Origin of the sequence: Jiella mangrovi, from assembly GCF_017815135.1 — a bacterium.
In the GTDB taxonomy this organism is placed as follows: Bacteria; Pseudomonadota; Alphaproteobacteria; order Rhizobiales; family Rhizobiaceae; genus Jiella; species Jiella mangrovi.
On record NZ_JAGJCF010000009.1, the window covers coordinates 20,383 to 42,784 of the forward strand.

A 22,402-nucleotide genomic window follows, 5' to 3' on the forward strand; every position below is an offset into this window, starting at 1 on the left:
ATGATGGCGGCTTTGCTGAGACCGGCGATCAGGCCTCGGCCAGGCGTTTGCGAAGCGTCTCGAACCAGGGTTTCGGCAGCAGGGCACGGTCGAAGGGGAGCGGCCGGCTCTCGGCTCCGTCCGGCCGCGGCATTACGTCGTTCACCCAGCTATAGCGGTCGGTCAAGCCCCAGGAAACCACGAGTTCCGGCGCCTTGAAAGCGAAGACGGCATCGAGAAACCGGGTGACGAGCTCCGCGGCCGTCTTGTCCTGCGACTGCGCTCCGGCCGGCGATTTCCAGTCGATGATGTCGAGTTCGGTCACGATGAGCTTGACGCCGAGCGCATCGAGGTCCCGGTGGAAGCGGTCGATCGCGTCGACGTCGATCACCTTGTCGGCATAAAGATGCCCCTGCAGGCCGACGGCGTCGATCTTGACGTTGGCGTCCTGTAACTGGCGCACGATCGACAGGACGATGGTCCGGCGCTCGTCGTAATGCGGACCCTGATATTCCAGATCGTAGTCGTTGAGGACGAGGTCCGCCGCGGGATCGGCGTTCGCCGCCGCCTTGAAGGCGATGGGAATGTGGCGGGGGCCGAGAACGCGCAGCCAGTAGGTGTCGCGGAGCGAGCGGTTTTCGTAGAGCGGATCGTTGGCGACGACCTCGTTGGCGACGTCCCAGCCGCGAAGCTTGCCCTTGTAGCGATCGCCGACACGCTCGATATGCTCGACCAGCACCTTTTCGGCTTCGGAAGGGCTCTCGATCGCCTTGACCCAGTCGGGCGTTGCCCCCCACCACACGTGACAGGTGCCCCGCGTGGTCTTGCCGTTGCCGAGGGCAAAATCGACCACCTTGTCGGCCGGGGCGAAGTCCCAGATATCGCGGGTCGGCCGCAGCAGGCTGAACTTCAGGGCGTTCATCGGCATGACGAGATCGCAGTTCTTCAGGAAGAGCTCGCGATAGGAGGGATCGCCGTTCATCAGCTCGGTCTGGATCGCCGCGCCGAAGGGCACCCTGCCATCGGCGGCGTAAGCGGAACGGGACCGGCCGAGCGAAGGCAGAGCGACGCTCGCGGCAGCGGCGCCGACGAGCAGCGAACGACGTGTTAAGGGTCGTGTGGTAGGCTTCTCGCGGATGCTGGACGTCGATATGCCGGCGCTGCGATCGTCGCCGCGCGGCTGCGACGACAACCGGCCTGTCGTGTCGTTGGCAGATTTCATTGGGCGTCCCCTCCTCCTGGGAAAGCAGTCATGTCACTTCGCTCATACTGGATCGGAAGATGTAAGGAGAACTTCGGTCTAATTCGTGACTATGCGTCCCTGCTTTCGGGCTCGGCCGGGCGACTGGTTCTGTCGCTGGCCTATTTCGTTTCGGTGGCGAACGGCCTGTCCGTCGCCGACTTCGGGCTCTTCGCCACGGCCTCGGCGACCGGCGTCGTCCTGTCGCGCATCGCAGGCTTCGGTTTCGTCTCGCCGCTCTACCGGACGGCGACCCGCCGGCCCCGCCTGATCGGGGCCTATACCGCCGGCTTTCTGGCCGCCTTGCTCGCCTCCCTGCCGGTCGTCGCTCTGGCCGCTGCCGGCTTCTTCCTCGTGTTCTTCGAAGGCGACATGGCTCCGGCGGCCTTCGCCGCCGTGGTCCTTGCCGAGGTGCTCTGCTGGCGTTCGCTCGAGGTCGTGGTCATCGTTAATAACGGCCTCGGCCGCTTCTTCACGGGCGCCGTCATCGTCGTCGCCGGATCGGGCGTTCGCGCCTTCGCAGCGCTCGCCTTCGTCGGCCTTGCCGACGGCACGCTTTCGACCTGGGCGCTCTATTATCTCGGCGCCAACGCCCTTTCGATGCTCGGCGCGGTGATCCTGTGCTATCCGCGCCGGCGGCTCAGATGGACGCCGCATCTCTATCTCGCCCGCATGCGCGACAGCCTGGCGGTCGCCGGGGCGGAAATCGTCTTCTATCTGCAGTCCGAGCTCGACAAGCTGCTCGTGCTCTCGTTCGGCGGGCCGCAGACGGCGGGCATCTACGCGATCCTGATGCGGCTGATCGATCTGACCGCCTTGCCGATCCGCTCGTTCAACACGATGATCGTGCAAAAGCTGATGAAGTCTGCGGATCTCATCGCCGCCTGGCGCGTGCGCTGGGGCATCGAGGCGGGGATCGCCGCCGTCTCGGTCGCGGGCCTCGCCTTTCTCGGCATCGTCCTGCATTTCTTTCCCCGCGCGCTCGGGGACAACGTCGCCGATGCCGCGCCCCTGGTCCTGATGGCGCTCCTCGTTCCAGCCTTCCGCAATCTCGTCGAATACGAGGGCGAGCTCCTCTATGCCCGCGGACAGACGACCAGCCGCGCCGTCATCATGGCCTGTGTCGGGCTGATCAAGGCCGGTCTCCTGATCGCGCTCCTGCGCGGCTATCCCGATCAGATCGACTGGATCGTCGGCCTCAATGTCGTCTTCCTCGCTTTGTGGATCGCGTCGGCGACGGCGAGCTACACCATGCTCGACTGGCAGCGACGGCCGGTCCGTTGGCTGCCGGCCCGCTTCAGCTCAGCCCCGCAACCTGGCGAATGAACGTCGGATCGGTGGCGGTGAAGGACTGGATGCCGGCGGCGACCTGATCCGGCTCCAGGCCTTCGACGAAGCGCATCAGCGTGTCGCGATCCATCGGCGCGCCAGACCAGTACATGCGGCAGAGCGATGCCTCGGTCGGCACGTATTCGTCCATTCGGCCCTCGACCTCTTCGACGAAACGCCCATAGATCGTGCATTCGGAAAGGATGCGCGTTGCGGCGAGGGCCGAAAGCCATGGGCGCCCCGCAACCTCTGCGATCCGCTGGACCATTGCCTTGACCGCAAGGGTCCGCCAGGGGATCAGGGTCGCGACATAGCCGGTATCGGTCGTCTCCGGCGCATCGATGCCGAGAAGCTTGCCGGCCTTGCGCGACCAGGCGAGATGTTCGTCCCTGTAAGGCGGCGCGACGTCCGACATCGCTTTCGGCCGGCGGAAGAACAGGGTTTTCCCGCCAGGAGAGAAGGCCGAAACGTCGAAATCCCTCAGGAACACGACATCGGAATCGATCGAGACCATGACCTCTTCATCGAGGCTTGCGGCGAGAGCGATCCGCCTCAGCTGCTGCACGTGCCAGCCGCGCAACGGCAGACCGTAGGGCGACAGCCAGACGCGCCGCCGGCCCAAGGTCGTCGGATCGGGAAACGGGCGCAGAAAGAACGGCAGCAGATCGCGCTCATCGACGATCTCGCGTCCGGGACCTTCGAGCTGTCTGAACAGGGGAATGTCGGCGGCCTCGACGAGGATCAGATGGCGGGTGTGCCCGCGCACGCGCGCATCCATGCTCTCGCACAGCAATCGACAGCGGTCGAAATCGCCACGGTAGCTGGCAGTGGCGATGGCCGTTGGCACGATGAATTCACTCCGCTGATTGTGCCCCGCAACATAGCGGCCGAATGGCCGGTTCAGTGTTTCAAAGTGTCTCAGCATCACGTTTTTGTGTTACGCCGGGCACCGCGCAGCCTGTCGAGGACGACGTCCTTCAGGAAGACCGGGTTTCCCACAACATAGCGGCGGAACAGTCGTTTCGGTTCCAGCATAAGGCGCCAGACCCATTCAAGCCGGAGTTTGCGCACCGGCCGGGGAGCGCGGACGACGCTGCCTGCAAGGAAATCGAACAAGGCGCCAACCGCCACGAACACCGTGCCGTGGCCCTCCGAGAGATGGCGGGCGATGAAGAGTTCCTGGGCCGGCACGCCGAGGGCGACGAGAACGATGTCGGGTCGAAAAGCCGCGAGCTTGTCGAGGACTTCGCCACGGCCCGCCTCGCCGAAATAGCCGTCGGCGACAGCAACGATCTCATGTTGCCGCGCGACGGCGGACAATCCGGCGGCCGCGCGCTCGGCGACCCCCGGTGCCGCGCCGACGAGGGCGATCCGGCAGGGTTTCGTCAAGGCGGCGAGAAGCCTCGGCACGAAGTCCGTACCGTTGAGGTTTTCCGCAAATCGCCGACCGTGGAGAATTCTTGCTCCGACATCGACGCCGATCCCGTCCGGCAGAAGCAGGAACTCGCCGAGCGCCTCGCGATAGCCGGCATCGCGCCGGGCGACATTGACGCAGTGGGCGTTGATGAAACCGACATTGAGGCGCTGGCGGCTTTCGACCGCAGCGGCGACGCACGAAATCGCTTCGACGCCTGACAGATCCGCTATCGCGATGTTGGCGATTTCCATCTGGTTTCCCCGCAGCGTGGCGCTTTTCACGCTTGCCGACCTTGTTTCCGCGGTTTCGACAAGCATCAGCTACGCTCCGGCGCTTGAGAGCGGCGATTTTGGGGCGCCGTACCTGAAATCGCGGTTCCCGCCGGGTTATTTCGGGCGGCGTCGAACAGCGTGAGGCCGCGCGCGATACCGGCGTCGAGGGCTGCTTGTTGATCTCGTGAAAAGCGCGAGCCGTCGAGCCTCAGCGAAGCGCCGGCGCGCTCGGCCGCGACGAGATCGACGAGCGCTGCGGCAAAGCCCTGCGGGTCGTCGGCGACGCGCACATTCGCGGGCACGGCGTCGATGCCGCGAAGCGCGGCGGGCGTCGCGACGGCGGGCAGGCCTTCCTCGAAGGTCTCGATGGTCTTCAGCTGGACGCCGGTGCCGCCCTTGGTGGCGAGCGCGATGACGCGGGAGGACCGCACGAAGTCCTGTGCGTCGGGCACGCGGCCGAGAAAGCGGACATTTTCAGGCGCTTTCGGCGGCGAGCCGTCCAGCCTGCCGGCGATCGCCACTTCGATATCGGCCGGCAGAAGCGGGACGACATGCTCGAGCAGCCAGTCGAGGCCGACCCGGTTCGGCGCCCAGCTCCAGGTCCCGATCAGGCCGACGTCCTGGCGCCGCTCGCCCGCGTCGCGCGCCGGCGCGCCGCGGCCGATGGACAGCGCGAGCGGGATGGCGCGTTGATCGTCTGCGAGGCCGAGGCCCGCGCGATCGTCCCGGCTCAGCGTGTGGATGACGGCGGCCGAACGGCAGATCCGCGCCTCGTTGCGTTTCAGGAGCCGGGCCTCGCGCCGGTAGAGAAGGCGGTGGACCGGATGGCCGGCATTTTCGGCATTCTCCTCGGCCGAGCGATGTTCGACATTGTGGGCAATGAAGATCGCCGGCCTCTCGTCCGCCAGAAACGGATAGGCGATCGGCATCTGCACGGAATTCATGACGTAGCCGTCGACGGGGCCGGCCTGCGCCAGGCGCCGCCCGAGATCGGCCCTCGAAAGGCCCGCGAGCTTTTCCGCCGCGACCGTGCGGTCGGAGGCGAGGGCGCCGAGGAGCCATCGCACTTTCCGGCCCCGCGTCGCGGCGGCGTTTTCGAGGACGATGGTTCCAAGGTCGATCTCGCCCTCTTCTGCCGGGCGCGCGCCCTCCCGGCGAAATCCGGCGACCGTCAGCTTAACGCCCTGTCGGCGGTAGGCTGAAAGGATCGCGGCATTGGCGATCTCGAAGCCGGTCGTGGGCTGGCCGTCGGGAAGCAGCGAAGATAGGAACAGAAGATGCATTCGCCTCAGCCCGGTTGCCCGTCAATGCCGACACCGTAGGGCCCGCAGGTTTCGATCCGCCTAAAGCTGGTCACGGAAACTTCGCTCTTGCAGCGTTTCGCGCTGCCGTCGAATTCTGGCAAGTTTGCCGCCTTTGGCACGCAATTCTGCGGCAAGGACCAGACTTTCTTCATGAAACTCGGCCTACCGTGCCGTTGGACCCTGAACCGGCGAGAAATTCCGCATGTCGCAAGCGATCACCGTTGAATGCGCCTCGCCGGGCCTGATCGACGCCGAGATCGTGACGGTCGTGACGCTGCCGACGTTTCGCCGGCCCGAACATCTTCTCTTGACGCTCGACAGTCTTCGCGCCCAGTGCCGCGCGCCGGGTGTCGCCGTCATCGTCATGGAAAACGACGCCGAGGGAAGGGCCGGGCTTCAGGCGGCGCGGCCGCTCTTCGAAGCTGGCACGCTCGAAGGGCTCATTCTCGTCGCCCATGAGCGCGGCAACTGCTCGGCCTACAATGCCGGCTGGACGACCGCGCTGGAGCGCTTCGCCAATCTGCGCCAGATCCTCGTCATCGACGACGACGAGATCGCCGCCGAGGACTGGGTGGCGCGCCTGATCGAGGCGGCCGACACGCTCGGCGCCGATATCGTCGGGGGTCCGCAGGTGCCGCGCTTCGAGGCGGGCGCCGAGCCCATCTACGAAAAGCACCCCGTCTTCACGCCCCACTACAAGGCGACGGGGGAAGTGCCGATCCTGTATTCCTCCGGCAACGTCCTCGTCCGGCGCCATGTGCTCGAGGCGATGGGCGCGCCTTTTCTCGACACCGCCTTCAATTTCATTGGCGGGGGCGACGCCGACTTCTACTCCCGCTGCAAGGAGCGCGGCTTTCGCTTCGGCTGGTGTGCCGAGGCGCCCGTCTTCGAGACCGTGCCGGCGCGGCGGACGGAATTTTCCTGGCTGAATGCCCGGGGACTGCGCAACGGGGCGATTTCGGCTATCATCGAGCGGCGCCGAAGCCGGGGCAGGCGTGGCGCGGCAAGGCGCATCGCCAAGAGCCTGGCTCTCCTCGCCGTCTCGCCGTGGCGCTCCTTGAAACTCGGCCTCGGCACGGGTTCGGCGACGATCGGGCTTTATCACTGCCAGGTCGCGATCGGGCGGCTTCTTGCGGAATTCGGACGGGTCAATGAGCAATACCGCCAGGCTGAACGGAACTGACGCCGGCCAGAGCGCTCCGCCGATAGACTTCATCGGCTTTGCCGGTTTCTTCATCGCGGCGGCCGTGCTGTCGGCTGTTCTCGTCACCTTCACGCCTTTCGTCGTGACATTCAGCGGCAATCTGAATTCGGGCGATCTCGCCAATCAGCTCGGCTATTCCTCGCTGGCCGCCGTCGTCATTGCCGGCCATCTGCTTCTGTCCGACCGGCATGTGCTGGTTTCGCTGCTGCGGCCGACCTGGATCCTCATGGCGGCGTGGCTCTTTGCCAGCGCGCTCTGGGCGCCGAGCCCGGAGAATGCCATCAGGTCGGCGCTGTTTACGCTGCTCGCCATGACGGCGGTGACCGGCGTCTACGCCTTTCCCCGGGACGCCCGGGCATTTCGCTGGGTGCTCGTCGTTGCCGCCTTTGCCGTCCTTGGCCTGTCCTATTTCGGCGTCATCGCCCTTCCACATCTGGCGATCAACGACGGCTCGGGCTCGGAGCCCGACCATATCGGACTGTGGCGGGGGATCTTCTCGCACAAGAACATCGCCGGCGCCGTGATCGGCTCGCTGTTTTTCTTCGGGGTCTATCTCCTGCGGGCGCGCATGGTGTGGATCGGCCTTCTGATCATGGGACTTGCCGGCAACTTCGTCCTCCACACGGGCTCGAAGACGTCGACGGGGCTTTTGCCTCTCGTCACGCTCATCGTCATCCTCGGGCGGCTCGTCACAGGTCGCGTGCTTCTCAGCGTCTTCGTTTTTCTCGCCATCGTCGCGATGGCGCTCCTGACGCTCGGCACGATCTTTTCGCCGACGCTCGACGCGATCGTCCAGTGGGTGGCCCCCGGCACCACCTATACGGGGCGCATGGACCTGTGGCGCTTCGCTGTGGAAGTCTGGCACGGCCACGAATGGACGGGCTTCGGCCTCAACGCATTCTGGCAGACGAATGTCGTCGCGGGGACCGAGAAGAATTTCGAGCTGTCCTGGGATCCGCGCGGCAGCCCCAATGCCCACAACGGCTATCTCGACGTGGCGATCTCGATGGGCATTCCCGGCCTCGTCATCGCCGTCTTCATGCTGGTGATCCTGCCGCTCGTCGACTATGCGCGGATGCCGCGCGACGCCGAGAGCACGCGGCTCGGCGATTCGCTTTTGATGATCCTCTTCTACCTCCTCCTCAATTCCTTTCTCGAGAGCTTCCTCTTCGAGCGCGCGAACCCGGTCTGGATGATGGTGTGGTTCGCCGTGGTCGGACTGCGGCTTCTGGCCCGCCACAGGATCGAGCCGGCAACGGGCTGATCGCCCGCGACGTGTCCATCGCGCCGTGCCGTGATCTGCTCAGGCCGCCTGGGGCGTCCCGCTGCTTCCCGCGCCCTGGTTCGACCGGGCGAGCAGGCGGCGGCCGAGCGCCATTCCGGGCTGTTCGACGAAGCGCCAGGTGATGGCGCTGAAGAGAAGCGTCGCGACGATGATGGCGAGGAGAATGAGGGAGCCCAGCCATCCGGGTGTGGCGATGAGCTCGCGCTGATAGGCGGCGGTGAAAAAGAGCTCCTGGCCCGTCATCCGCCCGATGGCCGAGACGACATTGTGGAACCGGTCGATGACGAAGGCATGGGTCATGTAGATCGAATAGGAAATCAGACCGAGAAAGGCGAAGGGGCGTGACTTCAGGCCTTGGCTGACGATGCCGCCCTCATGGGCGAAGACATAGAGCGCCAGGCCGAAGACGAGGGGCGCGGCGACGGACAGGACGGTCCCGCCGACGAGAACCACGAACACGACGACGAGGACCATGGCGGCGAGTTCCGCAAGGCTCCAGCTTAGCGCATGGGACTGGCTCTGCCGTCTCGCCTCGTCGCGCCAGACGACCCGGCGCAGGATCACACCGACGGCAAAGCCGGCAACGCATCGCAGCCAGCCGAGATTCGATGAGACGTCGATGCCGCCGTGGACCACGGCGATGATCGGCAGTCCGACGATGACGGCAAGGCCGGCAAGCGGCACGATCAGCCTTGGCACGGTGACCATCACCAGGCCGAAACAGGCATAGGCGACGACCTCCGCCGAAATCGACCAGCTCGGATAATTCCAGCTCAACGTGTCGAGGAAGCCCAGAGACTGTACCATCAGGAGATTGTAGACGAGCGCCGGAACGGAGGTCCCGCCCTCAAAGGCCGAGCCCGGCCCCCTGGTCAGCAGCAGCGCGAGTTCGAACCCGACATAAAGGACGAGCATGAACAGATGCAGCGGATAGACCCGGAACAGGCGAAACAGGAAGAACCGGCCGAAGTCGCGGCTCTCACGCAGCTTCTCGAAGAAGGCATGGGTGATGACGAAGCCGGACAGGACGAAGAAGAAGTCGACGAACAGGAAGGCGTGGCGGATGAGGCCGCTCGTCTCGGCGAACCCCGTGACCGGCGCATGAAAGCATACGACGAGGAGGGCGCAAACGCCGCGCCAGCCGTCGAGCGCCTGAAAGCGCGCGCCGTCATTCTTCACTGCCGCACGGCCCTCGATCATCGATCCGGCCTTCCTTCCTGGTACGACATATCCGATCCGAACTCTCGAACGGACGGCGATATCTCGCATCTTGACGGAAAGGAAGCGTTAAAGATGCACTGTGCCTTTCGCAGATCGTAAGCGAGGGCCGATTTTGCGTGACGCCATCAACCGTGTCGCACGATCGCCACAGGCGCTTCCTTGCAGCATGGCGCCCTGGGCCTAAGTGAGGCGCCTTGAGATCTTTTCATTCGAAACCGAGGTTCCCGTCCGCATGGATCAATTGCGCCTGCTCGCCGTCGATGCGGAGGACCTTGCGATCGTCTCGGCCCATTGCCAGGATTCCGTGATCCGGGTGGAAGAGCTTCATTACGCTCCCTCCGAAAGCAAGTTCGTCGTCGAGATGAACCGCTTCGTGTGGGAAAAGCTCGTTCCGCCCAAGCGCTTCACCCTGTTTCGCCGGCCCGACTACGAGCGCCGCCGGTCGATCCTGCATTTCGACCGGGTGCGGGCGGCCTCGCGGCTCGGCTTCGAACGGCTGACGCCCGACGACGTGCTCGTCCTTCTGGCCATTCGGTTCGAGCCGAGCGAGGCGCCGTCGGGCGTCGTCGAACTTGTCTTTGCCGGCGGCTCCGCGATAAGGCTGGAGGTCGAAGTGATCGAGGCGCAGTTCGCCGATGTGGGCGGTGCCTGGGGAACGCTGGCCCGGCCCAAGCACGGCGCCTGACCAGGGTCTGTCATGGACGCAGCCGGGCGGGCCGCAGCCGGGCGCGTGCCGGTCATTTTCCGTGAAGTCTCATTGCCCGCTCGCGGCAGACAAAGAGGACATCGAAATTGCCCTGGCGCCTCCTTTCGACCGATGCTGATTTCGAACGGGAGTTCGTCGCCCTTCTCGGCGCCAAGCGCGAGCAGTCGGCCGATGTTGATGCGGCGGTCCGCGCGATCGTCGCAAGGGTCCGGGCGGAAGGCGACGAGGCGGTCATCGCGCTCACGCAGCAGTTCGACCGGCTCGAGCTGACGCCGGCGACGATGCGCGTGACCGAGGCCGAGATCGACGCGGCCTACGAGGAAACCGAGCCCGCGACCCTCGATGCGCTTCGGCTCGCCCATGAGCGGATCGCCGCCCACCACCGCCGGCAGATGCCAAAGGACGACCGCTACACCGACGCTGCGGGTGTCGAGCTGGGCAGCCGCTGGACGGCGGTCGAATCCGTCGGTCTCTACGTTCCGGGCGGAATGGCGAGCTATCCGTCCTCGGTACTGATGAACGCGGTCCCGGCAAAGGTTGCCGGCGTCGCGCGGATCGCCATGGTGGTTCCGGCAATGCGCGGGGCGCTGAACCCGCTGGTGCTTGCGGCCGCGAAGATCGCCGGCGTGTCCGAAATCTACCGCATCGGCGGGGCGCAGGCCGTCGCCGCGCTGGCCTATGGCACCGAGACGATCGCCCCCGTCGCCAAGATCGTCGGTCCCGGCAACGCCTTTGTCGCCGCCGCCAAGCGCCAGGTCTTCGGTCACGTCGGCATCGACATGATCGCCGGACCCTCGGAAATCCTCGTCATCGCCGATGGCGAAAACGATCCGGACTGGATCGCCGCCGATCTCCTCAGCCAAGCCGAGCACGACACCGCCGCCCAGTCGATCCTGATCACCGACGACAGCGGTTTCGCCGATGCCGTCGCGGCAGCGGTCGAGCGCCAGCTGAAGACGCTCTCACGCGCCGAGACGGCGGCTGCGAGCTGGGCCGAGCATGGCGCGATCATCGTCGTCCCGCAGCTCGACGACGCGGCGCCCTTGTCGGACCGGATCGCGCCCGAGCATCTGGAACTCGCCGTCGAGGACCCCGAAGCGCTGTTTTCCAGGCTTCGTAACGCCGGCGCGGTCTTTCTCGGGCGGCACACGCCGGAAGTCATCGGCGACTATGTCGGCGGCTCGAACCACGTTCTGCCGACCGCGCGGTCGGCGCGCTTCTCGTCGGGGCTCTCGGTTCTCGATTTCGTCAAGCGGACATCGATCCTGAAGCTCGGGCCCGACCAGCTGCGCGAGCTCGGCCCCGCGGCGATCGAGCTGGCAAGGGTCGAAGGGCTCGACGCACACGGACGTTCTGTCGCGATCCGGCTCAATCTCTGATAGGGATGGTCGGATGGCCGATGACAGCAAAGCGGGAAGCGGTCGCCTGATCGACGTCGAACTCGACGAAACCATCGGTCGCGCGACGCCAGATGTCGAGCATGAACGAAACGTCGCGATCTTCGATCTCGTCGAGGAGAACGTCTTCGATCCCGTCGGCGCGCCGGAGGGCGTGAAGTTCAAGCTGAAGCTCTCCCTCGTCGACAAGCGCCTCGTCTTCGACATCCGCGACGAGGCCGGCGAGACGCTCGTCACCCATATCCTGTCGCTGACCCCCTTCCGCAAGGTGATCCGCGACTATTTCATGATCTGCGACAGCTATTACGAGGCGATCCGCTCGGCGACGCCGCAGCAGATCGAGGCGATCGACATGGGCCGGCGCGGCATCCACAATGACGGGTCGCAGACGCTGATCGAGCGTCTGGAGGGCAAGATCGCGGTCGATCTCGACACGGCGCGCCGGCTGTTCACGCTGATCTGCGTCCTCCACTGGCGGAACTGACACCGATGACGGCCCGCAAGAGCGTCCTTCCTTGGGTCGTTTGGTCGCCAGGCGACATCGCGCGGTCGAAGGTCCCCGCCCATGCCCGGATCGACCGGCCTGCGGGCGGCGCTGACGTTGATGCCAGGCGCCGAGGGGTGGCTGCATGAGCACTGAGGAGGAGCCCGAGCCGCAAGAGGCCGGCGCCTCGGGTGCGGCGTCCCGCGCGAAAGTCTCCTCCGTTCTCTTTCTGTGCGGGATGAACTCCATCCGCTCGCCGATGGCCGAGGCTCTGGCCCGCGAGATCCTGCCACAGACCGTCTATCTCGCCTCTGCCGGCGTTCGCCAGGGCCAGCGTGATCCCTTCGTCGACGCCGTCCTGGCCGAGCGGGGCCTCAGCCTCGGCGAGCGCGAGCCGCAGCGCTACGAAGACCTCGAAGACGGCTATTTCGACCTGATCGTCACCATGGCCCCGGAGGCGCATCACGCCGCGCTAGACGCGACCGGTATGGCTTCGGTCGATGTCGAGTTCTGGCCGATGCCCGACCCCTCCGTCGTCACCGGCTCGCGCGAGCAGATCCTCGAGGCCTATCGCGACGTCCTGAAGCGCCTCGACGAGAGGATCACCAAGCGCTTCGGCGCCTGAAGCGGATCATTCCGCCAGCGTTAGGACCGCCTCGCGCAGGTCGTCGAGGCCGACGCCCTTTTCCGACGAGGTGACGATCAGGCTCGGAAAGGCGGCGGGACGCTTCTTCGTGCGCTCCAGGGTCTCGACAACCAGCTTGTCCACGGCAGGGGCCTTGATCTTGTCGGTCTTGGTGAGAACGATCTGATAGGACATCGCTGCCTTGTCGAGGAGCTTCATCACCTCCTCGTCATTCGCCTTGATGCCGTGCCGCGCGTCGATCAGAAGGAAGACGCGCTTCAGGCTCGGCCGCCCGCGCAGATAGTCGAAGACCAGCCGCGTCCACGCGTCCACCTGGTCCTTGGGCGCCTTGGCGTAGCCATAGCCCGGCATGTCGACGAGGACGATCGGCGGCAGCCCGGCCTCGACCACGCCATAGCCGTCAGGAACGAAAAAGTTCAGCTCCTGCGTTCGTCCGGGCGTATTGGAAGTGCGCGCAAGACCCTTCTGTCCAAGGAGAGCATTGATCAGCGAGGACTTGCCGACATTCGAGCGGCCGGCAAAGGCGATCTCCGGCGGCCCCTCAGGCGGCAGGAATTTCAGTGCCGGCACGCCGCGCACGAACACCCAGGGCTTGGCGAAGAAGCGCCGGTCGGCTTCGCTGGCCTCTGTAGAGGGGGCATCCGGTGGGGTCATGTCGCGGCCTTCTCTCGCCACTGGCTGGCGCGAAAAAGGCGGACATGAAGTGTCCGCCTTTCGATCTCTTCAGGAAGACGAGGTCTTGGGTTTTCGTCGGAACGTGCCCTTCAGATTGTCCCACAGCTCGATCTTGGCGCCGTTGCGCTTCATGATGACGCTCTGCTGTATGATCGACAGCGTGTTGTTCCACGTCCAGTAGATGACGAGACCGGCCGGGAACGATGCCAGCATGAAGGTGAAGATCACCGGCATCCAGGTGAAGATCATCTGCTGGGTCGGATCCGGCGGCGTCGGATTGAGGCGCATCTGGATGAACATCGTGATGCCCATCAGGAGAGGCCAGACGCCGACCATGAGAAGATGCGGCAGGGTGATCGGGATCAGCCCGAACAGGTTGAAGATCGACGTCGGATCGGGCGCCGCAAGATCCTGGATCCAGCCGAAAAACGGCGCGTGGCGCATCTCGATGGTGATGTAGAGGACCTTGTAGAGCGCGAAGAAGACCGGGATCTGGATCAACATCGGCCAACAGCCGGCTGCCGGATTGATCTTCTCCTCCTTGTAGATCCGCATCATCTCCTGTTGCTGCTTCTGCTTGTCGTCCTTGAAGCGCTCGCGCATCTCCATGATCTTGGGCTGGACGGTCTTCATCCGCGCCATCGACTTGTACGACTTGTTGGCGAGCGGGAAGAAGAACAGCTTCAGGACGACGGTGACGATCAGGATTGCAACGCCGAAATTGCCGACGAGCTTGTAGATATAGTCCAGCGCATGGAACATCGGGCGGGTGATGAAATAGAACCAGCCCCAGTCGATCAGCTGGCCGAACTGCCGGATGTCCAGCGTGTCTTCGTAGCCGTCGATGATGTCGACCACCTTGGCGCCGGCGAAGGTCCGCGTGGTTTCGGTCGCGGTCTGGCCGGGGGCGATCTGGATCGGATCGGACACGAACTCTGTCTGATAATGCGGCCGCTGGCCGGTCAGATAGAGGAACTGGCTGTTGAAGGGCCGCGAGCCCTCGGGGATCAGCGTCGTCGCCCAGTATTTGTCGGTGATGCCGAGCCAGCCGCCGGTGGTGGAAGTGGGTTCGGCGTCCTTCTTGTCCTCCTCGATCGCGGAGTACTTGACCTCCTTGAGGCCTTCGTCGCCGAAAACGCCGAGCAGCCCTTCGAAGAGGACATAGGCCGAGGCGACCTCGGGCTTGGAATAGCGCACCACGCGGCCATAGGGCTTGACGCTGACGGCGGCGCCGCCGGTGTTGGCGATCGAGTCCTCGACGGTGAACATGAAGTTGTCGTCGATGGAGATCGTGCGGTTGATCGTCAGACCGTCGGCCTCGGCGGTCAGCGTGACCGGCGTCGACGGCGTCAGCCTGGCGCCTTCGGGAGCCTGCCATTTGGTGGAAGCGCCGACGACGGGGCCCTTGCCGTCGACGATCAGGCCGGTCTCGGCGAAATAGGCGTTGGGCAGCTGTTCGGGGGAGAGGAGGACGATGGTCGGGGACGTGTCGTCGACGGTCTCGTGATACTGCTTCAGGCGAAGGTCGTCGATGCGCGCGCCGGTGAGGTTGATGGAGCCGGACAGTTGCGGGGTGTCGATCGGGATCCGCTGGCCGCTTGCAAGGACGGCTTCGCGGTCTTCCGAAAGCGGCAGCTGCGGGCTGGAGATCACGCTTTCGCGGCCCGATGGCGCGGCCGTGTCGCTCTGCTCTGTGCCGGCCGGTGTCTGCGGCGTCTGCAGCGAACCCTGCTGCGCCTGGCTGGTCTCGGCCACCTGACGCTGGGCGTCCATGCGCGGGCTGACCACGAAGAATTGCCAGCCGACGAGAACCGCAATGGAGAGCGCCATGGCGATCAGGAAGTTGCGGTTGTTTTCCATCAATCAGACCCCGATCGGCCCCCGGGCACGTCGTGTCCCTTGGCGGCCGCCTTGCGATTCGGCCCGGCCATCCGGGCAAAGCGTCGCCGCAATTCCTGCGACAAGATGGTGAACGGCGCCGTCATCGCGTCGCGGCGCGCGACGATCACATAATCGATGCCGGGCGCCATGTCAGCCTCCGCGGTGACGCGGATCGCCTCGCGAAGGCGGCGGCGGATCCGGTTGCGTTCGACTGCATTGCCGACCTTGCGCGTCACCGTCAGGCCAAAGCGCGGCGGACCCTCGTCGCCGCGTTCCAGCGCTTCGACGAAGAAAAACGGGCCGTTCAAGCGACGGCCCCTGCGCGCTGCCAGAAACTGGGCGCGCTTCTTGAGCTTTTCCGCGACCATGCCGGGCGGTCATGCGACCGCCCCCGGGCCAGCGTCAGGCCGACAGGCGCTTGCGACCGCGTGCGCGGCGCGCCGTGATGACCTTGCGGCCACCCTTCGTTGCCATGCGGGCACGGAAGCCGTGGCGGCGTTTGCGGACGAGCCGCGAAGGCTGATAGGTACGCTTCATCGTCAAATCCCGCGTGTTTCAAGAACGCGGGCCCTTCAGTCGTGTGTGATCCGGGAAACCGGCGCGGCCATCCGAGCGCAGAACGCCGTCGCGCGGAGCGCCGCCCGCTCGCTTGGAGGGCTTATAGGAAGGCGAAGCGGCAAAAGTCAATTCCCGTCTTCGATTTCGCTGCGGTGTTTCTGGCCCGGCCGACCCGCTCGTTAGGCGAAGCAGAGCGGTTGTGTCGCGCCCGCACGGCTGCACTGCCTGCTTGCATGGCCGGTTGGAGCAAGCGCTTGTGGTGCCTGGCCTGGTTCGGTAAATGTCTGGCCTGTCTTTGCAATATATGCGGCGGCGACACGTCCGCCCCGATCGAGCGGTGATATGCAGCGCAGAGCCCTAGGCATCGTTCTCTTCTGTCTCGTCCTCCTGGCGGCCATCGTCGCCGGCTACTGGGACATGCTGGACACGGAAAAACTGAGAATCGCCGGGCGCGACGGCTCGAATGGGCAGGTCGCGGGCGAAACCGCCGACGGGTCCGTCGAACCGACGGGGTCTCCCGACGCCGGGACGGCGGATGAAGCCGCATCGCCCGCGAGTGAGGCGGCCCCGCAATCCACGGCGAGTGACGTTTCGGCCTCAGGGGATGGCGAGGCGGAGGGGGCCTCAACGTCCGAGACGCAAGCGTCGGGCGCTTCTTCGCGGCGGGCGGCGGGTTCAGACGATCCGTCGGCAGGCGACCGGATCGCTTCGGGCAAGTCGGACCGACAGGCGGCGTCCGGCGCAGCCGCTTCGGCGCCGGACGATGCTCCGCCGGCGGCCGAGCGGTCGGCAATGTCCGACACGCCCGAGGCCAATGGCGCCGCGACCGAGCCGTCCTCCGGGGCGCCGGATGCCGGCGGGCCGGCCAGGAAAGCGGCGGGACCGGCCATATCGCCGGAAACGGACGCGCAACAAGAGCCGCTGATGGCTGGCAGCAGCGAAGACTCGGCCGCACAAAGCGCGCCGGCCGGTGCGCAGGATCCGGCGGGCGACGAGGTCGGGACCGAGGCGGGTGCGGCGGCGTCCGTGCCGGGGGCGGCCTCGGGCGGGCAGACCGCAGGGAATGGAGAGAGCGAAGAGCGCTCCCTGGCGCAGTCGGGCGCATCGCCTGAACAGGAGGCACAGCTTGCCGGCGCGGCGGATGAGGCGCAGACGCTGCCCCAGGCCGCAAGCGGCAAGACCAGAGGACAATCCGAGGGGGACGATCCTGCGGCGCGGGCAACCGGGGATGCCTCGGTCGCTGCCGTGGAGCCACGCTTCGACGTCCTTCGCGTCGAGCCCGACGGCTCGACCCTCGTTGCCGGCCATAGCGCTCCCAACAGCACCGTCACGCTGCGCGACGGCGACAGGGATCTCGGCAGCGACAAGGCGACCCGTGACGGCGATTTCGTCATCGTCCTCGACAAGCCGCTGGAGGCGGGCGACCATTCCATCCAGATCCACGCCGAGGACGATACGGGCGCTGCCCGTCTTTCGAGCGAAACGGCCGTCGTTTCGGTTCCGCAGGACGGGAAGGCGGGGGATCTGCTGGCGATGATCGAAAAGCCCGGCGCCCCGTCGCGGCTGATCGATACGCCATCGGCAAGGTCCGCGCCGATGACCGCGGCTGACGACAAATCTGCGGACGGGGCCTCCGGCGACACTGCGTCCTCCAGTCAGGATCAGGCCCCGGCCGATGCGGCGTCGAAGATCGGGGATCAGGCGGAAGCGCAGGCCGATCCCGCGACATCCCGGCCCGATTCTACCAACAAAGGTGCGGGCAGCGAACTCTCCGGCGACGACAGTGGCGCCTTTAGCGAGAATCAGGTCGCGAGTGACCCGTCCGAGGGATCCGAGACCCGAACGTCTTCCGCTGGCAACGCGCGACCGGAAGCGGCCGATGGCGACGCGGGCCGGCAGACGGCAGAGCAGGCGGGCCTTGCCGAATCCGTGAGATCTTCGAGTGGAGCCGCGCCTGCAGCTCCAAGCCGCGCGCTCCGCGTCGAGGCGGTGGAGATCGATGGTGGCGAGATCTTCGTCGCAGGCGCAGCCGAGCCGGGCTCTACCGTCCGTGTCTATGTCGACAACGCGCTCTTTGCCACGGGAACCGCAGACCGCAGCGGCCGCTTCGTGGTTTCCACCGACCGCGCGCTTGCCGTCGGCGATCATCTCATTCGCGTCGATCAGCTCTCCAGCTCCAGCGATGTCGCCGCCCGTGTCGAAGTGCCGTTCTTTCGCCCGCAAGGCTCGTCGCTCGCCGCCGTCGCTAAGAACGATGCCGGAAAGCCGGCGCGCGAGGATGGGGAAGGGCAGGCCGACGGCGGACAAGTCGCCGACACGGACGCCTCTTCGTCGCCGCCCTCCGCGGACAGGCAGCCCGTGGCGGCTGCACCGAACGGCACAGCCGAACCCTCGCAATTGGCCGGCAACGCCCCGGCGTCGTCGAAAGAGCCGTCGCAATCCGTTTCCGGCGAAGATGGCGAGCCTGGCGAAGCCACAACCGACCTCGCCGCGCGCTTCGGCAGCGGATCGGCCGGGCCGGATGCAACGCCGCCCGCCTCCGGGCCGCGTTCTTCGGTCTCGGCCGGCGGCGATGCAGGCGGATCGACATCTGCCGATGAAAGATCTGCGGGCGCGACGGCGACCAACACCCCGCCGGCCCTCGATCCGCTGGGGAGCCTCGCGCCCGGCGAGGCATCCGGCGGCGATCGGCTCGCGGGTCTCGAGGATGACACGCGCTCGAAGCGGGGAGAGCGCGTCATGCGCGCGGCGCCCGGCTCGAAGGGGCCGTCGGCAGATGCTGTCGGGGAGACCGGCGCCGGAGGCGGCGAAGCTGACGATGGCGCAGGGCAATCCGCTTCCACGGACAAGCCTGCACCGTCACAGGAGATCGGCGATGGGGCCGCGGCGACATCGGCCGACAAGTCCGACCGCATTCCCGTCCAGCGCCAGCCGGCGCTTTCCGCGTCGAAGACCGCGCGCGTGATCATCCGCAAGGGCGATACGTTGTGGCGGATCTCCCGCGATACCTACGGCCTGGGGAACCGCTATACCGTGATCTATCTCGCCAATGGCGACCAGATCCGCAATCCCGACCTGATCTATCCGGGTCAGGTGTTCCGGATGCCGGGCGACGATCAGAAAGGCGGCGAGGCACAATCCGTCCCCGCCGAGACGACCGCCAACTGACCTTCGCTGCGCTGGGCTGAGGGATTGCGGGACACCGCGCCGCCGCCTCCGGCCGTCCCTGTCAAAATGCCAGGGCGGCCCCATCGGCGCGCGGGTCGCTGGCGCCCTCCAGAACGCCGTCCGGATGGCGGACGACAGCGCCGGCATGCCCTGCCATGTCGGAAAAGGCGGGGATGATCTCGGTGTCGTGGCCGGCCTCGCGGAGCGCTTCGACGAGGGCGGGATCGAAGCGATCCTCGAGCTTCAGCGTCGTCGTCTGATCGCCCCATGTCTTGCCGAGCAGCCAGCGCGGCGCCGTCACCGCTTCCTGCAGCCCCATGCCGAAAAGCGCGTAGCGCGAGAAGACCGCCCCTTGCGTCTGCGGTTGGCCTTCGCCGCCCATCGTGCCATAGGCCATCACCCGGCCGTCCTTGAGGCGTGCGAGCGCCGGGTTCAGCGTGTGGAACGGCCTGCGACGCGGCCCGATCTGGTTCGGCCCGGGGGCGAGCGAGAAGCCCGCGCCGCGATTTTGGAAGAAGACGCCGGTCTCCGGGCAGGTCAGCCCCGAGCCGAATTCCCAAAAGACGCTCTGGATGAAGCTGACCACCGTGCCCTGTTTGTCCGCCGCGCCCATCCAGATCGTGTCGCCGGGCTTTGCCGGATGCGGCCAGGGCAGGGCCTTGTCGCGATCGATCTTCGCCGCAAGCTCGGCGAGCGTTGCCTCGTTCAGCCATTCCCCGGCCGGCCGGGCCATGAAATCGGGATCGCCGAGATCTGCGTTGCGAAGGGTGAAGGCCTGCTTCGTCGCCTCGATCAGCCCGTGAACGTGATCGAAGCTTTCGCCTTGCCGAACACCCAGCCGATCGAAGAGGGCGAGGATCATCAGCGAGGACACCCCTTGCGTCGGGGGCGCCATGTTGAACAGTCTGCCGGCCGAGATCTCCACCGTCAGCGGTTCGGGGCTTTCGGCCTCGTAGTGGTAGAAGTCGTCGAGCCGCAAGGGTGAGCCGGCCTGTTCGAGAAACTCAGCATGGGCCTTGGCAATCGGCCCGCGATAATAGGCATCGAGGCCCTCGTCGGCGAGAATGCGCAGCGTCCTCGCCAAGGCCGGCTGTCTGAGGATCTCGCCGGCCTTCGGCGCCCGCCCCTCGATCAGGAACGTCTCGGCAAAGCCCGGCACGTCCTTCAGCCCGTCGATCTTCGCCGCCGTCGTGTGCGCCTGATTGCCGGTCACCACCATGCCGTTTTCGGCGTAGGCGATGGCGGCCTTCAGGAGTTCCGGCAGCGGCAGCCGGCGATGCGGGGGGACGAGGTCGAGCGCCTTTTCCCAGCTCGACACGGCGCCGGGCACGGTCAGTGCCGCATGGGCGCCTCTGGTGGGCATCGCTTCGCCGTGGCCACGCTCGGCATACCATTGCGGCGTCGCGAGCGCCGCCGCACGGCCGCAGCCGGCGATCGCGACCGGCTCTTCGCCGGGGCGGTGAACGATCCAGAACCCGTCGCCGCCGATGCCGTTCATGTGCGGATAGGTGACCGCGATCGTGGCGGCCGCCGCGACCATGGCCTCGATCGCGCTTCCGCCCTTCGAAAGTATCGCCTGACCGGCGAGCGCTGCCGCCGTATGCGGCGCCGAGACGCAGCCATTGAGCCCTTTGGCGCTGTTGAGCATGATCGATCGTCCTTCCCAGTCGGCCCCATTGTCAGCGATAACGCCAAAGCCGGCAAAGGCTATTTCGCCGATCGGGCATCGAATGGGCAACAAGCGCAAGAGGCCGGCTTGCCCGATGTCACCGGGGCGGTCCGACCAAGGCAAGAAGCGGTCGCATCTGCCTGAACTCTTTCGCATTTGCAGAAAAAACCCTCTCTACGTCCACGTTTGGCCATATTGAAAGGCTTAGGAGACGGACGGGCTGATATCTTCCGGCAGGTGGTTTGCACATCCTCGAACGCGATTCGAGGTGTCGACGATCTGGTTCGCGGCCACCGTTCGAGGGGATTCGTTCGGCTGCAGCGGAACTGTGGCGCGAGAAGAACCACACGGTACCGGCAGGGGCAGCGTCCGCCGCAAGGCATGCCCAGCGATCTTGGTGGCAGCTTATTGAATGGCATTTGCCTTGCGCAGGCCTCGCACAGGCTTCGAAGGCGATCTTATCTCGAAAACGGGGGCAGGTATGACGAAAGCGACCGATCGAAAGAGCCAGGCGGCGACGCGCCGGCAGTTCCTTCTGGGCGCCGCCGCCGCAGGCGCGGGTCTCGCGCCGGGCGCAGCCTTCGCCCAGAACGCTCTGTCGGAAATCTTGAACGCGCCGAGCCGCGGCAACTGGGACGACCAGTTCGATACGCGCGGCTCCAGCGTCCGGCAGGTGGCGTCGAACACGCCGATCTTCTCGAACGAGACGCTGAGATCGACGCAGAGCGCGGTCGGCATCTATCAGGGTATCGCGGCCTCCGGCGGCTGGCCGCAGGTGCCGCAGAGCGAAGTGCTGCGGATCGGCTCGCAGTCGTCGGCCGTTCCCCTCCTGCGGCAGCGCCTCGCGATCGCCGGCGATCTTTCGACGTCGATCGGCGACTCGGCGGTGTTCGATTCCTACGTCGATGCCGCGGTCAAGCGTTTCCAGGCCCGCCACGGCCTGCCGGCCGACGGCGTCGTGGCCGACCATACCTACAAGGCGATGAACGTTCCCGCGCAGCTTCGCCTCAACCAGCTGATTACCAATGTGAGCCGGCTGCAGGAAATGGTCAGCAAGGATCTCGGCGGCCGCTTCGTGATGGTCAACATTCCCGCCGCCTCTGTGGAGGCGGTCGAGAACGGCCGGGTGGTCCAGCGCCATACGGCGATCGTCGGCAAGATCGATCGGCAGTCGCCGATTCTGGAATCGAAGATCACCAACCTCAATCTCAATCCCTACTGGCACGCGCCGGCCTCGATCGTCCGCAAGGACATCATTCCGCTGATGCGCAAGAACCCGCAATATCTCGCGGAATCGAACATCCACATCTATGACGGTCAGGGCAACGAGATCCCGCCCGAGACGATCGACTGGAACACCGACGAGGCGGTCAAGTATCTGTTCCGTCAGGACCCGGGCAAGAACAACGCCATGGCCTCGGTGAAGATCAACTTCCCCAACCCGTACGCCGTCTACATGCACGACACGCCCCAGCAGGGCCTCTTCTCGAACCTGATGCGCTTCGATTCCTCCGGCTGCGTTCGCGTCCAGAACGTTCGCGACCTCATCGTCTGGCTCGCCCGCGACGAGCCGGGCTGGGACCGCCAGCATATCGAGCAGGTGATCGCCTCGCGCCAGCGCCAGGACATCGACCTTTCAAATCCCGTCCCGGTCTTCTTCACCTATATCAGCGCCTGGGCGACCGATCCGAACGTCGTGCAGTTCCGCGACGACATCTATCACCGCGATGGCTCCGAGCAGTTGGCGATGAGCGAACTTCAGGCCGAGCCCTATCAGGGCGGCCAGCAGAACCCCTATGCGCAGGGCGACGACATCGTCCGCTGAGCGGGCGTCGGTTCCCTTCGACGGATAGGACTTCCAAAGGCGTTCGCGGGGCACTGCGGGCGCCTTTCTCGTGTGCTGTCAAACGTCGCGAGAGGCGGCGGTCCCGGCTCGATATACCCAGGCTCATGCGCCTCGAAGCCGT

General features: G+C 66.0%; 20 protein-coding genes. 9 read left to right on the forward strand and 11 right to left on the reverse strand.

Annotated elements, in window-relative coordinates; translation table 11 throughout:
* Positions 1 to 28 precede the first annotated feature (28 nt).
* Complete coding sequence (locus J6595_RS13090; protein ID WP_209595017.1) at positions 29 to 1,201, reverse strand: endo-1,4-beta-xylanase; 1,173 nt, start codon at positions 1,199 to 1,201, stop codon at positions 29 to 31.
* A 30-nt stretch (positions 1,202 to 1,231) separates the two neighbouring features.
* Here J6595_RS13090 and J6595_RS13095 point away from each other — a divergent pair, with 30 nt between their 5' ends.
* Complete coding sequence (locus J6595_RS13095) at positions 1,232 to 2,545, forward strand: lipopolysaccharide biosynthesis protein (RefSeq protein ID WP_209595018.1); 1,314 nt, start codon at positions 1,232 to 1,234, stop codon at positions 2,543 to 2,545.
* Here the strand turns inward: J6595_RS13095 and J6595_RS13100 are convergent.
* From J6595_RS13100 to J6595_RS13115, 4 genes are read right to left on the reverse strand one after another with little or no spacing between them, the layout of a single operon-like run.
* Complete coding sequence (locus J6595_RS13100; RefSeq protein WP_425342153.1) at positions 2,517 to 3,473, reverse strand: DUF6492 family protein; 957 nt, start codon at positions 3,471 to 3,473, stop codon at positions 2,517 to 2,519. The genes J6595_RS13095 and J6595_RS13100 overlap by 29 nt on opposite strands.
* Positions 3,473 to 4,246: a WecB/TagA/CpsF family glycosyltransferase gene (locus J6595_RS13105; protein ID WP_342453182.1), complete on the reverse strand. Its 774-nt coding sequence runs from the start codon at positions 4,244 to 4,246 to the stop codon at positions 3,473 to 3,475. The genes J6595_RS13100 and J6595_RS13105 overlap by 1 nt, the downstream gene beginning before the upstream one ends.
* A 35-nt stretch (positions 4,247 to 4,281) precedes the next feature.
* The gene (locus J6595_RS13110) at positions 4,282 to 5,520 is read right to left on the reverse strand and encodes a glycosyltransferase (protein ID WP_209595021.1); all 1,239 of its coding nucleotides are present in this window, start codon (positions 5,518 to 5,520) and stop codon (positions 4,282 to 4,284) included.
* A gap of 5 nt (positions 5,521 to 5,525) precedes the next feature.
* Positions 5,526 to 5,693, reverse strand: coding sequence for a hypothetical protein (locus J6595_RS13115; protein ID WP_209595022.1), 168 nt, complete (start codon positions 5,691 to 5,693; stop codon positions 5,526 to 5,528).
* A 50-nt stretch (positions 5,694 to 5,743) separates the two neighbouring features.
* Between J6595_RS13115 and J6595_RS13120 the strand changes: the two genes are divergently transcribed.
* Positions 5,744 to 6,724, forward strand: coding sequence for a glycosyltransferase family 2 protein (locus J6595_RS13120; RefSeq protein ID WP_209595023.1), 981 nt, complete (start codon positions 5,744 to 5,746; stop codon positions 6,722 to 6,724).
* A complete protein-coding gene (locus tag J6595_RS13125; protein WP_209595024.1) occupies positions 6,693 to 8,009 on the forward strand; it encodes an O-antigen ligase family protein in 1,317 nt (438 codons plus the stop codon). The genes J6595_RS13120 and J6595_RS13125 overlap by 32 nt, the downstream gene beginning before the upstream one ends.
* 39 nt (positions 8,010 to 8,048) lie before the next feature.
* On the opposite strand, the gene J6595_RS13130 is transcribed toward J6595_RS13125, so the two are convergent.
* Positions 8,049 to 9,230 carry an acyltransferase family protein gene (locus J6595_RS13130; protein WP_209595025.1) on the reverse strand — a complete coding sequence of 394 codons (1,182 nt, stop codon included), beginning with the start codon at positions 9,228 to 9,230 and terminating at the stop codon, positions 8,049 to 8,051.
* Positions 9,231 to 9,483: 253 nt separating this feature from the next.
* On the opposite strand from J6595_RS13130, the gene J6595_RS13135 reads away from it, so the two are divergent.
* From J6595_RS13135 to J6595_RS13150, 4 genes are all read left to right on the forward strand, one after another.
* Positions 9,484 to 9,936: a DUF2948 family protein gene (locus J6595_RS13135; protein WP_209595026.1), complete on the forward strand. Its 453-nt coding sequence runs from the start codon at positions 9,484 to 9,486 to the stop codon at positions 9,934 to 9,936.
* A gap of 107 nt (positions 9,937 to 10,043) precedes the next feature.
* Positions 10,044 to 11,336 carry a histidinol dehydrogenase gene (gene hisD, locus J6595_RS13140; protein WP_209595027.1) on the forward strand — a complete coding sequence of 431 codons (1,293 nt, stop codon included), beginning with the start codon at positions 10,044 to 10,046 and terminating at the stop codon, positions 11,334 to 11,336.
* A gap of 13 nt (positions 11,337 to 11,349) precedes the next feature.
* The gene (locus J6595_RS13145; protein WP_209595028.1) at positions 11,350 to 11,838 is read left to right on the forward strand and encodes a UPF0262 family protein; all 489 of its coding nucleotides are present in this window, start codon (positions 11,350 to 11,352) and stop codon (positions 11,836 to 11,838) included.
* 145 nt (positions 11,839 to 11,983) lie between these two features.
* Positions 11,984 to 12,463, forward strand: a complete 480-nt coding sequence (locus tag J6595_RS13150; protein ID WP_209595029.1) for an arsenate-mycothiol transferase ArsC — start codon at positions 11,984 to 11,986, stop codon at positions 12,461 to 12,463.
* Positions 12,464 to 12,469: 6 nt separating this feature from the next.
* Here the strand turns inward: J6595_RS13150 and yihA are convergent, their stop codons facing one another.
* The 4 genes from yihA to rpmH form a co-directional block, all read right to left on the reverse strand.
* A complete protein-coding gene (yihA, locus tag J6595_RS13155) occupies positions 12,470 to 13,138 on the reverse strand; it encodes a ribosome biogenesis GTP-binding protein YihA/YsxC (protein WP_209595030.1) in 669 nt (222 codons plus the stop codon).
* Positions 13,139 to 13,207: 69 nt separating this feature from the next.
* Complete coding sequence (gene yidC / locus J6595_RS13160; RefSeq protein ID WP_209595031.1) at positions 13,208 to 15,019, reverse strand: membrane protein insertase YidC; 1,812 nt, start codon at positions 15,017 to 15,019, stop codon at positions 13,208 to 13,210.
* Positions 15,019 to 15,408 carry a ribonuclease P protein component gene (rnpA, locus tag J6595_RS13165; protein ID WP_209595032.1) on the reverse strand — a complete coding sequence of 130 codons (390 nt, stop codon included), beginning with the start codon at positions 15,406 to 15,408 and terminating at the stop codon, positions 15,019 to 15,021. Before rnpA ends, yidC begins: the two co-directional genes overlap by 1 nt.
* Positions 15,409 to 15,442: 34 nt before the next feature.
* Positions 15,443 to 15,577 carry a 50S ribosomal protein L34 gene (gene rpmH / locus J6595_RS13170; RefSeq protein WP_163465494.1) on the reverse strand — a complete coding sequence of 45 codons (135 nt, stop codon included), beginning with the start codon at positions 15,575 to 15,577 and terminating at the stop codon, positions 15,443 to 15,445.
* 363 nt (positions 15,578 to 15,940) lie between these two features.
* On the opposite strand from rpmH, the gene J6595_RS22550 reads away from it, so the two are divergent.
* Positions 15,941 to 18,766, forward strand: a complete 2,826-nt coding sequence (locus tag J6595_RS22550; RefSeq protein WP_245198280.1) for a LysM peptidoglycan-binding domain-containing protein — start codon at positions 15,941 to 15,943, stop codon at positions 18,764 to 18,766.
* A gap of 61 nt (positions 18,767 to 18,827) precedes the next feature.
* Here the strand turns inward: J6595_RS22550 and J6595_RS13180 are convergent, their stop codons facing one another.
* Entirely contained in the window at positions 18,828 to 20,414 is a 1,587-nt protein-coding gene (locus J6595_RS13180) for a gamma-glutamyltransferase family protein (protein WP_209595033.1), read from the reverse strand.
* A 502-nt stretch (positions 20,415 to 20,916) separates the two neighbouring features.
* On the opposite strand from J6595_RS13180, the gene J6595_RS13185 reads away from it, so the two are divergent.
* Positions 20,917 to 22,260 carry a L,D-transpeptidase family protein gene (locus J6595_RS13185; protein WP_209595034.1) on the forward strand — a complete coding sequence of 448 codons (1,344 nt, stop codon included), beginning with the start codon at positions 20,917 to 20,919 and terminating at the stop codon, positions 22,258 to 22,260.
* Positions 22,261 to 22,402: the final 142 nt, after the last annotated feature.

Excerpts from the sequence above, each read along its gene's own strand:
- J6595_RS13145 (WP_209595028.1), top strand. The coding sequence starts at position 11,350 with ATGGCCGATGACAGCAAAGCGGGAAGCGGTCGCCTGATCGACGTCGAA.
- rnpA (WP_209595032.1), bottom strand. The coding sequence starts at position 15,408 with ATGGTCGCGGAAAAGCTCAAGAAGCGCGCCCAGTTTCTGGCAGCGCGC.
- J6595_RS13135 (WP_209595026.1), top strand. The coding sequence starts at position 9,484 with ATGGATCAATTGCGCCTGCTCGCCGTCGATGCGGAGGACCTTGCGATC.
- J6595_RS13180 (WP_209595033.1), bottom strand. The coding sequence starts at position 20,414 with ATGCTCAACAGCGCCAAAGGGCTCAATGGCTGCGTCTCGGCGCCGCAT.
- J6595_RS13095 (WP_209595018.1), top strand. The coding sequence starts at position 1,232 with ATGTCACTTCGCTCATACTGGATCGGAAGATGTAAGGAGAACTTCGGT.
- J6595_RS13120 (WP_209595023.1), top strand. The coding sequence starts at position 5,744 with ATGTCGCAAGCGATCACCGTTGAATGCGCCTCGCCGGGCCTGATCGAC.
- J6595_RS13110 (WP_209595021.1), bottom strand. The coding sequence starts at position 5,520 with ATGCATCTTCTGTTCCTATCTTCGCTGCTTCCCGACGGCCAGCCCACG.
- rpmH (WP_163465494.1), bottom strand. The coding sequence starts at position 15,577 with ATGAAGCGTACCTATCAGCCTTCGCGGCTCGTCCGCAAACGCCGCCAC.
- J6595_RS22550 (WP_245198280.1), top strand. The coding sequence starts at position 15,941 with ATGCAGCGCAGAGCCCTAGGCATCGTTCTCTTCTGTCTCGTCCTCCTG.
- J6595_RS13130 (WP_209595025.1), bottom strand. The coding sequence starts at position 9,230 with ATGATCGAGGGCCGTGCGGCAGTGAAGAATGACGGCGCGCGCTTTCAG.
- J6595_RS13115 (WP_209595022.1), bottom strand. The coding sequence starts at position 5,693 with ATGAAGAAAGTCTGGTCCTTGCCGCAGAATTGCGTGCCAAAGGCGGCA.
- yidC (WP_209595031.1), bottom strand. The coding sequence starts at position 15,019 with ATGGAAAACAACCGCAACTTCCTGATCGCCATGGCGCTCTCCATTGCG.
- J6595_RS13150 (WP_209595029.1), top strand. The coding sequence starts at position 11,984 with ATGAGCACTGAGGAGGAGCCCGAGCCGCAAGAGGCCGGCGCCTCGGGT.
- J6595_RS13100 (WP_425342153.1), bottom strand. The coding sequence starts at position 3,473 with ATGCTGAGACACTTTGAAACACTGAACCGGCCATTCGGCCGCTATGTT.
- J6595_RS13185 (WP_209595034.1), top strand. The coding sequence starts at position 20,917 with ATGACGAAAGCGACCGATCGAAAGAGCCAGGCGGCGACGCGCCGGCAG.
- J6595_RS13090 (WP_209595017.1), bottom strand. The coding sequence starts at position 1,201 with ATGAAATCTGCCAACGACACGACAGGCCGGTTGTCGTCGCAGCCGCGC.
- J6595_RS13125 (WP_209595024.1), top strand. The coding sequence starts at position 6,693 with ATGAGCAATACCGCCAGGCTGAACGGAACTGACGCCGGCCAGAGCGCT.
- yihA (WP_209595030.1), bottom strand. The coding sequence starts at position 13,138 with ATGACCCCACCGGATGCCCCCTCTACAGAGGCCAGCGAAGCCGACCGG.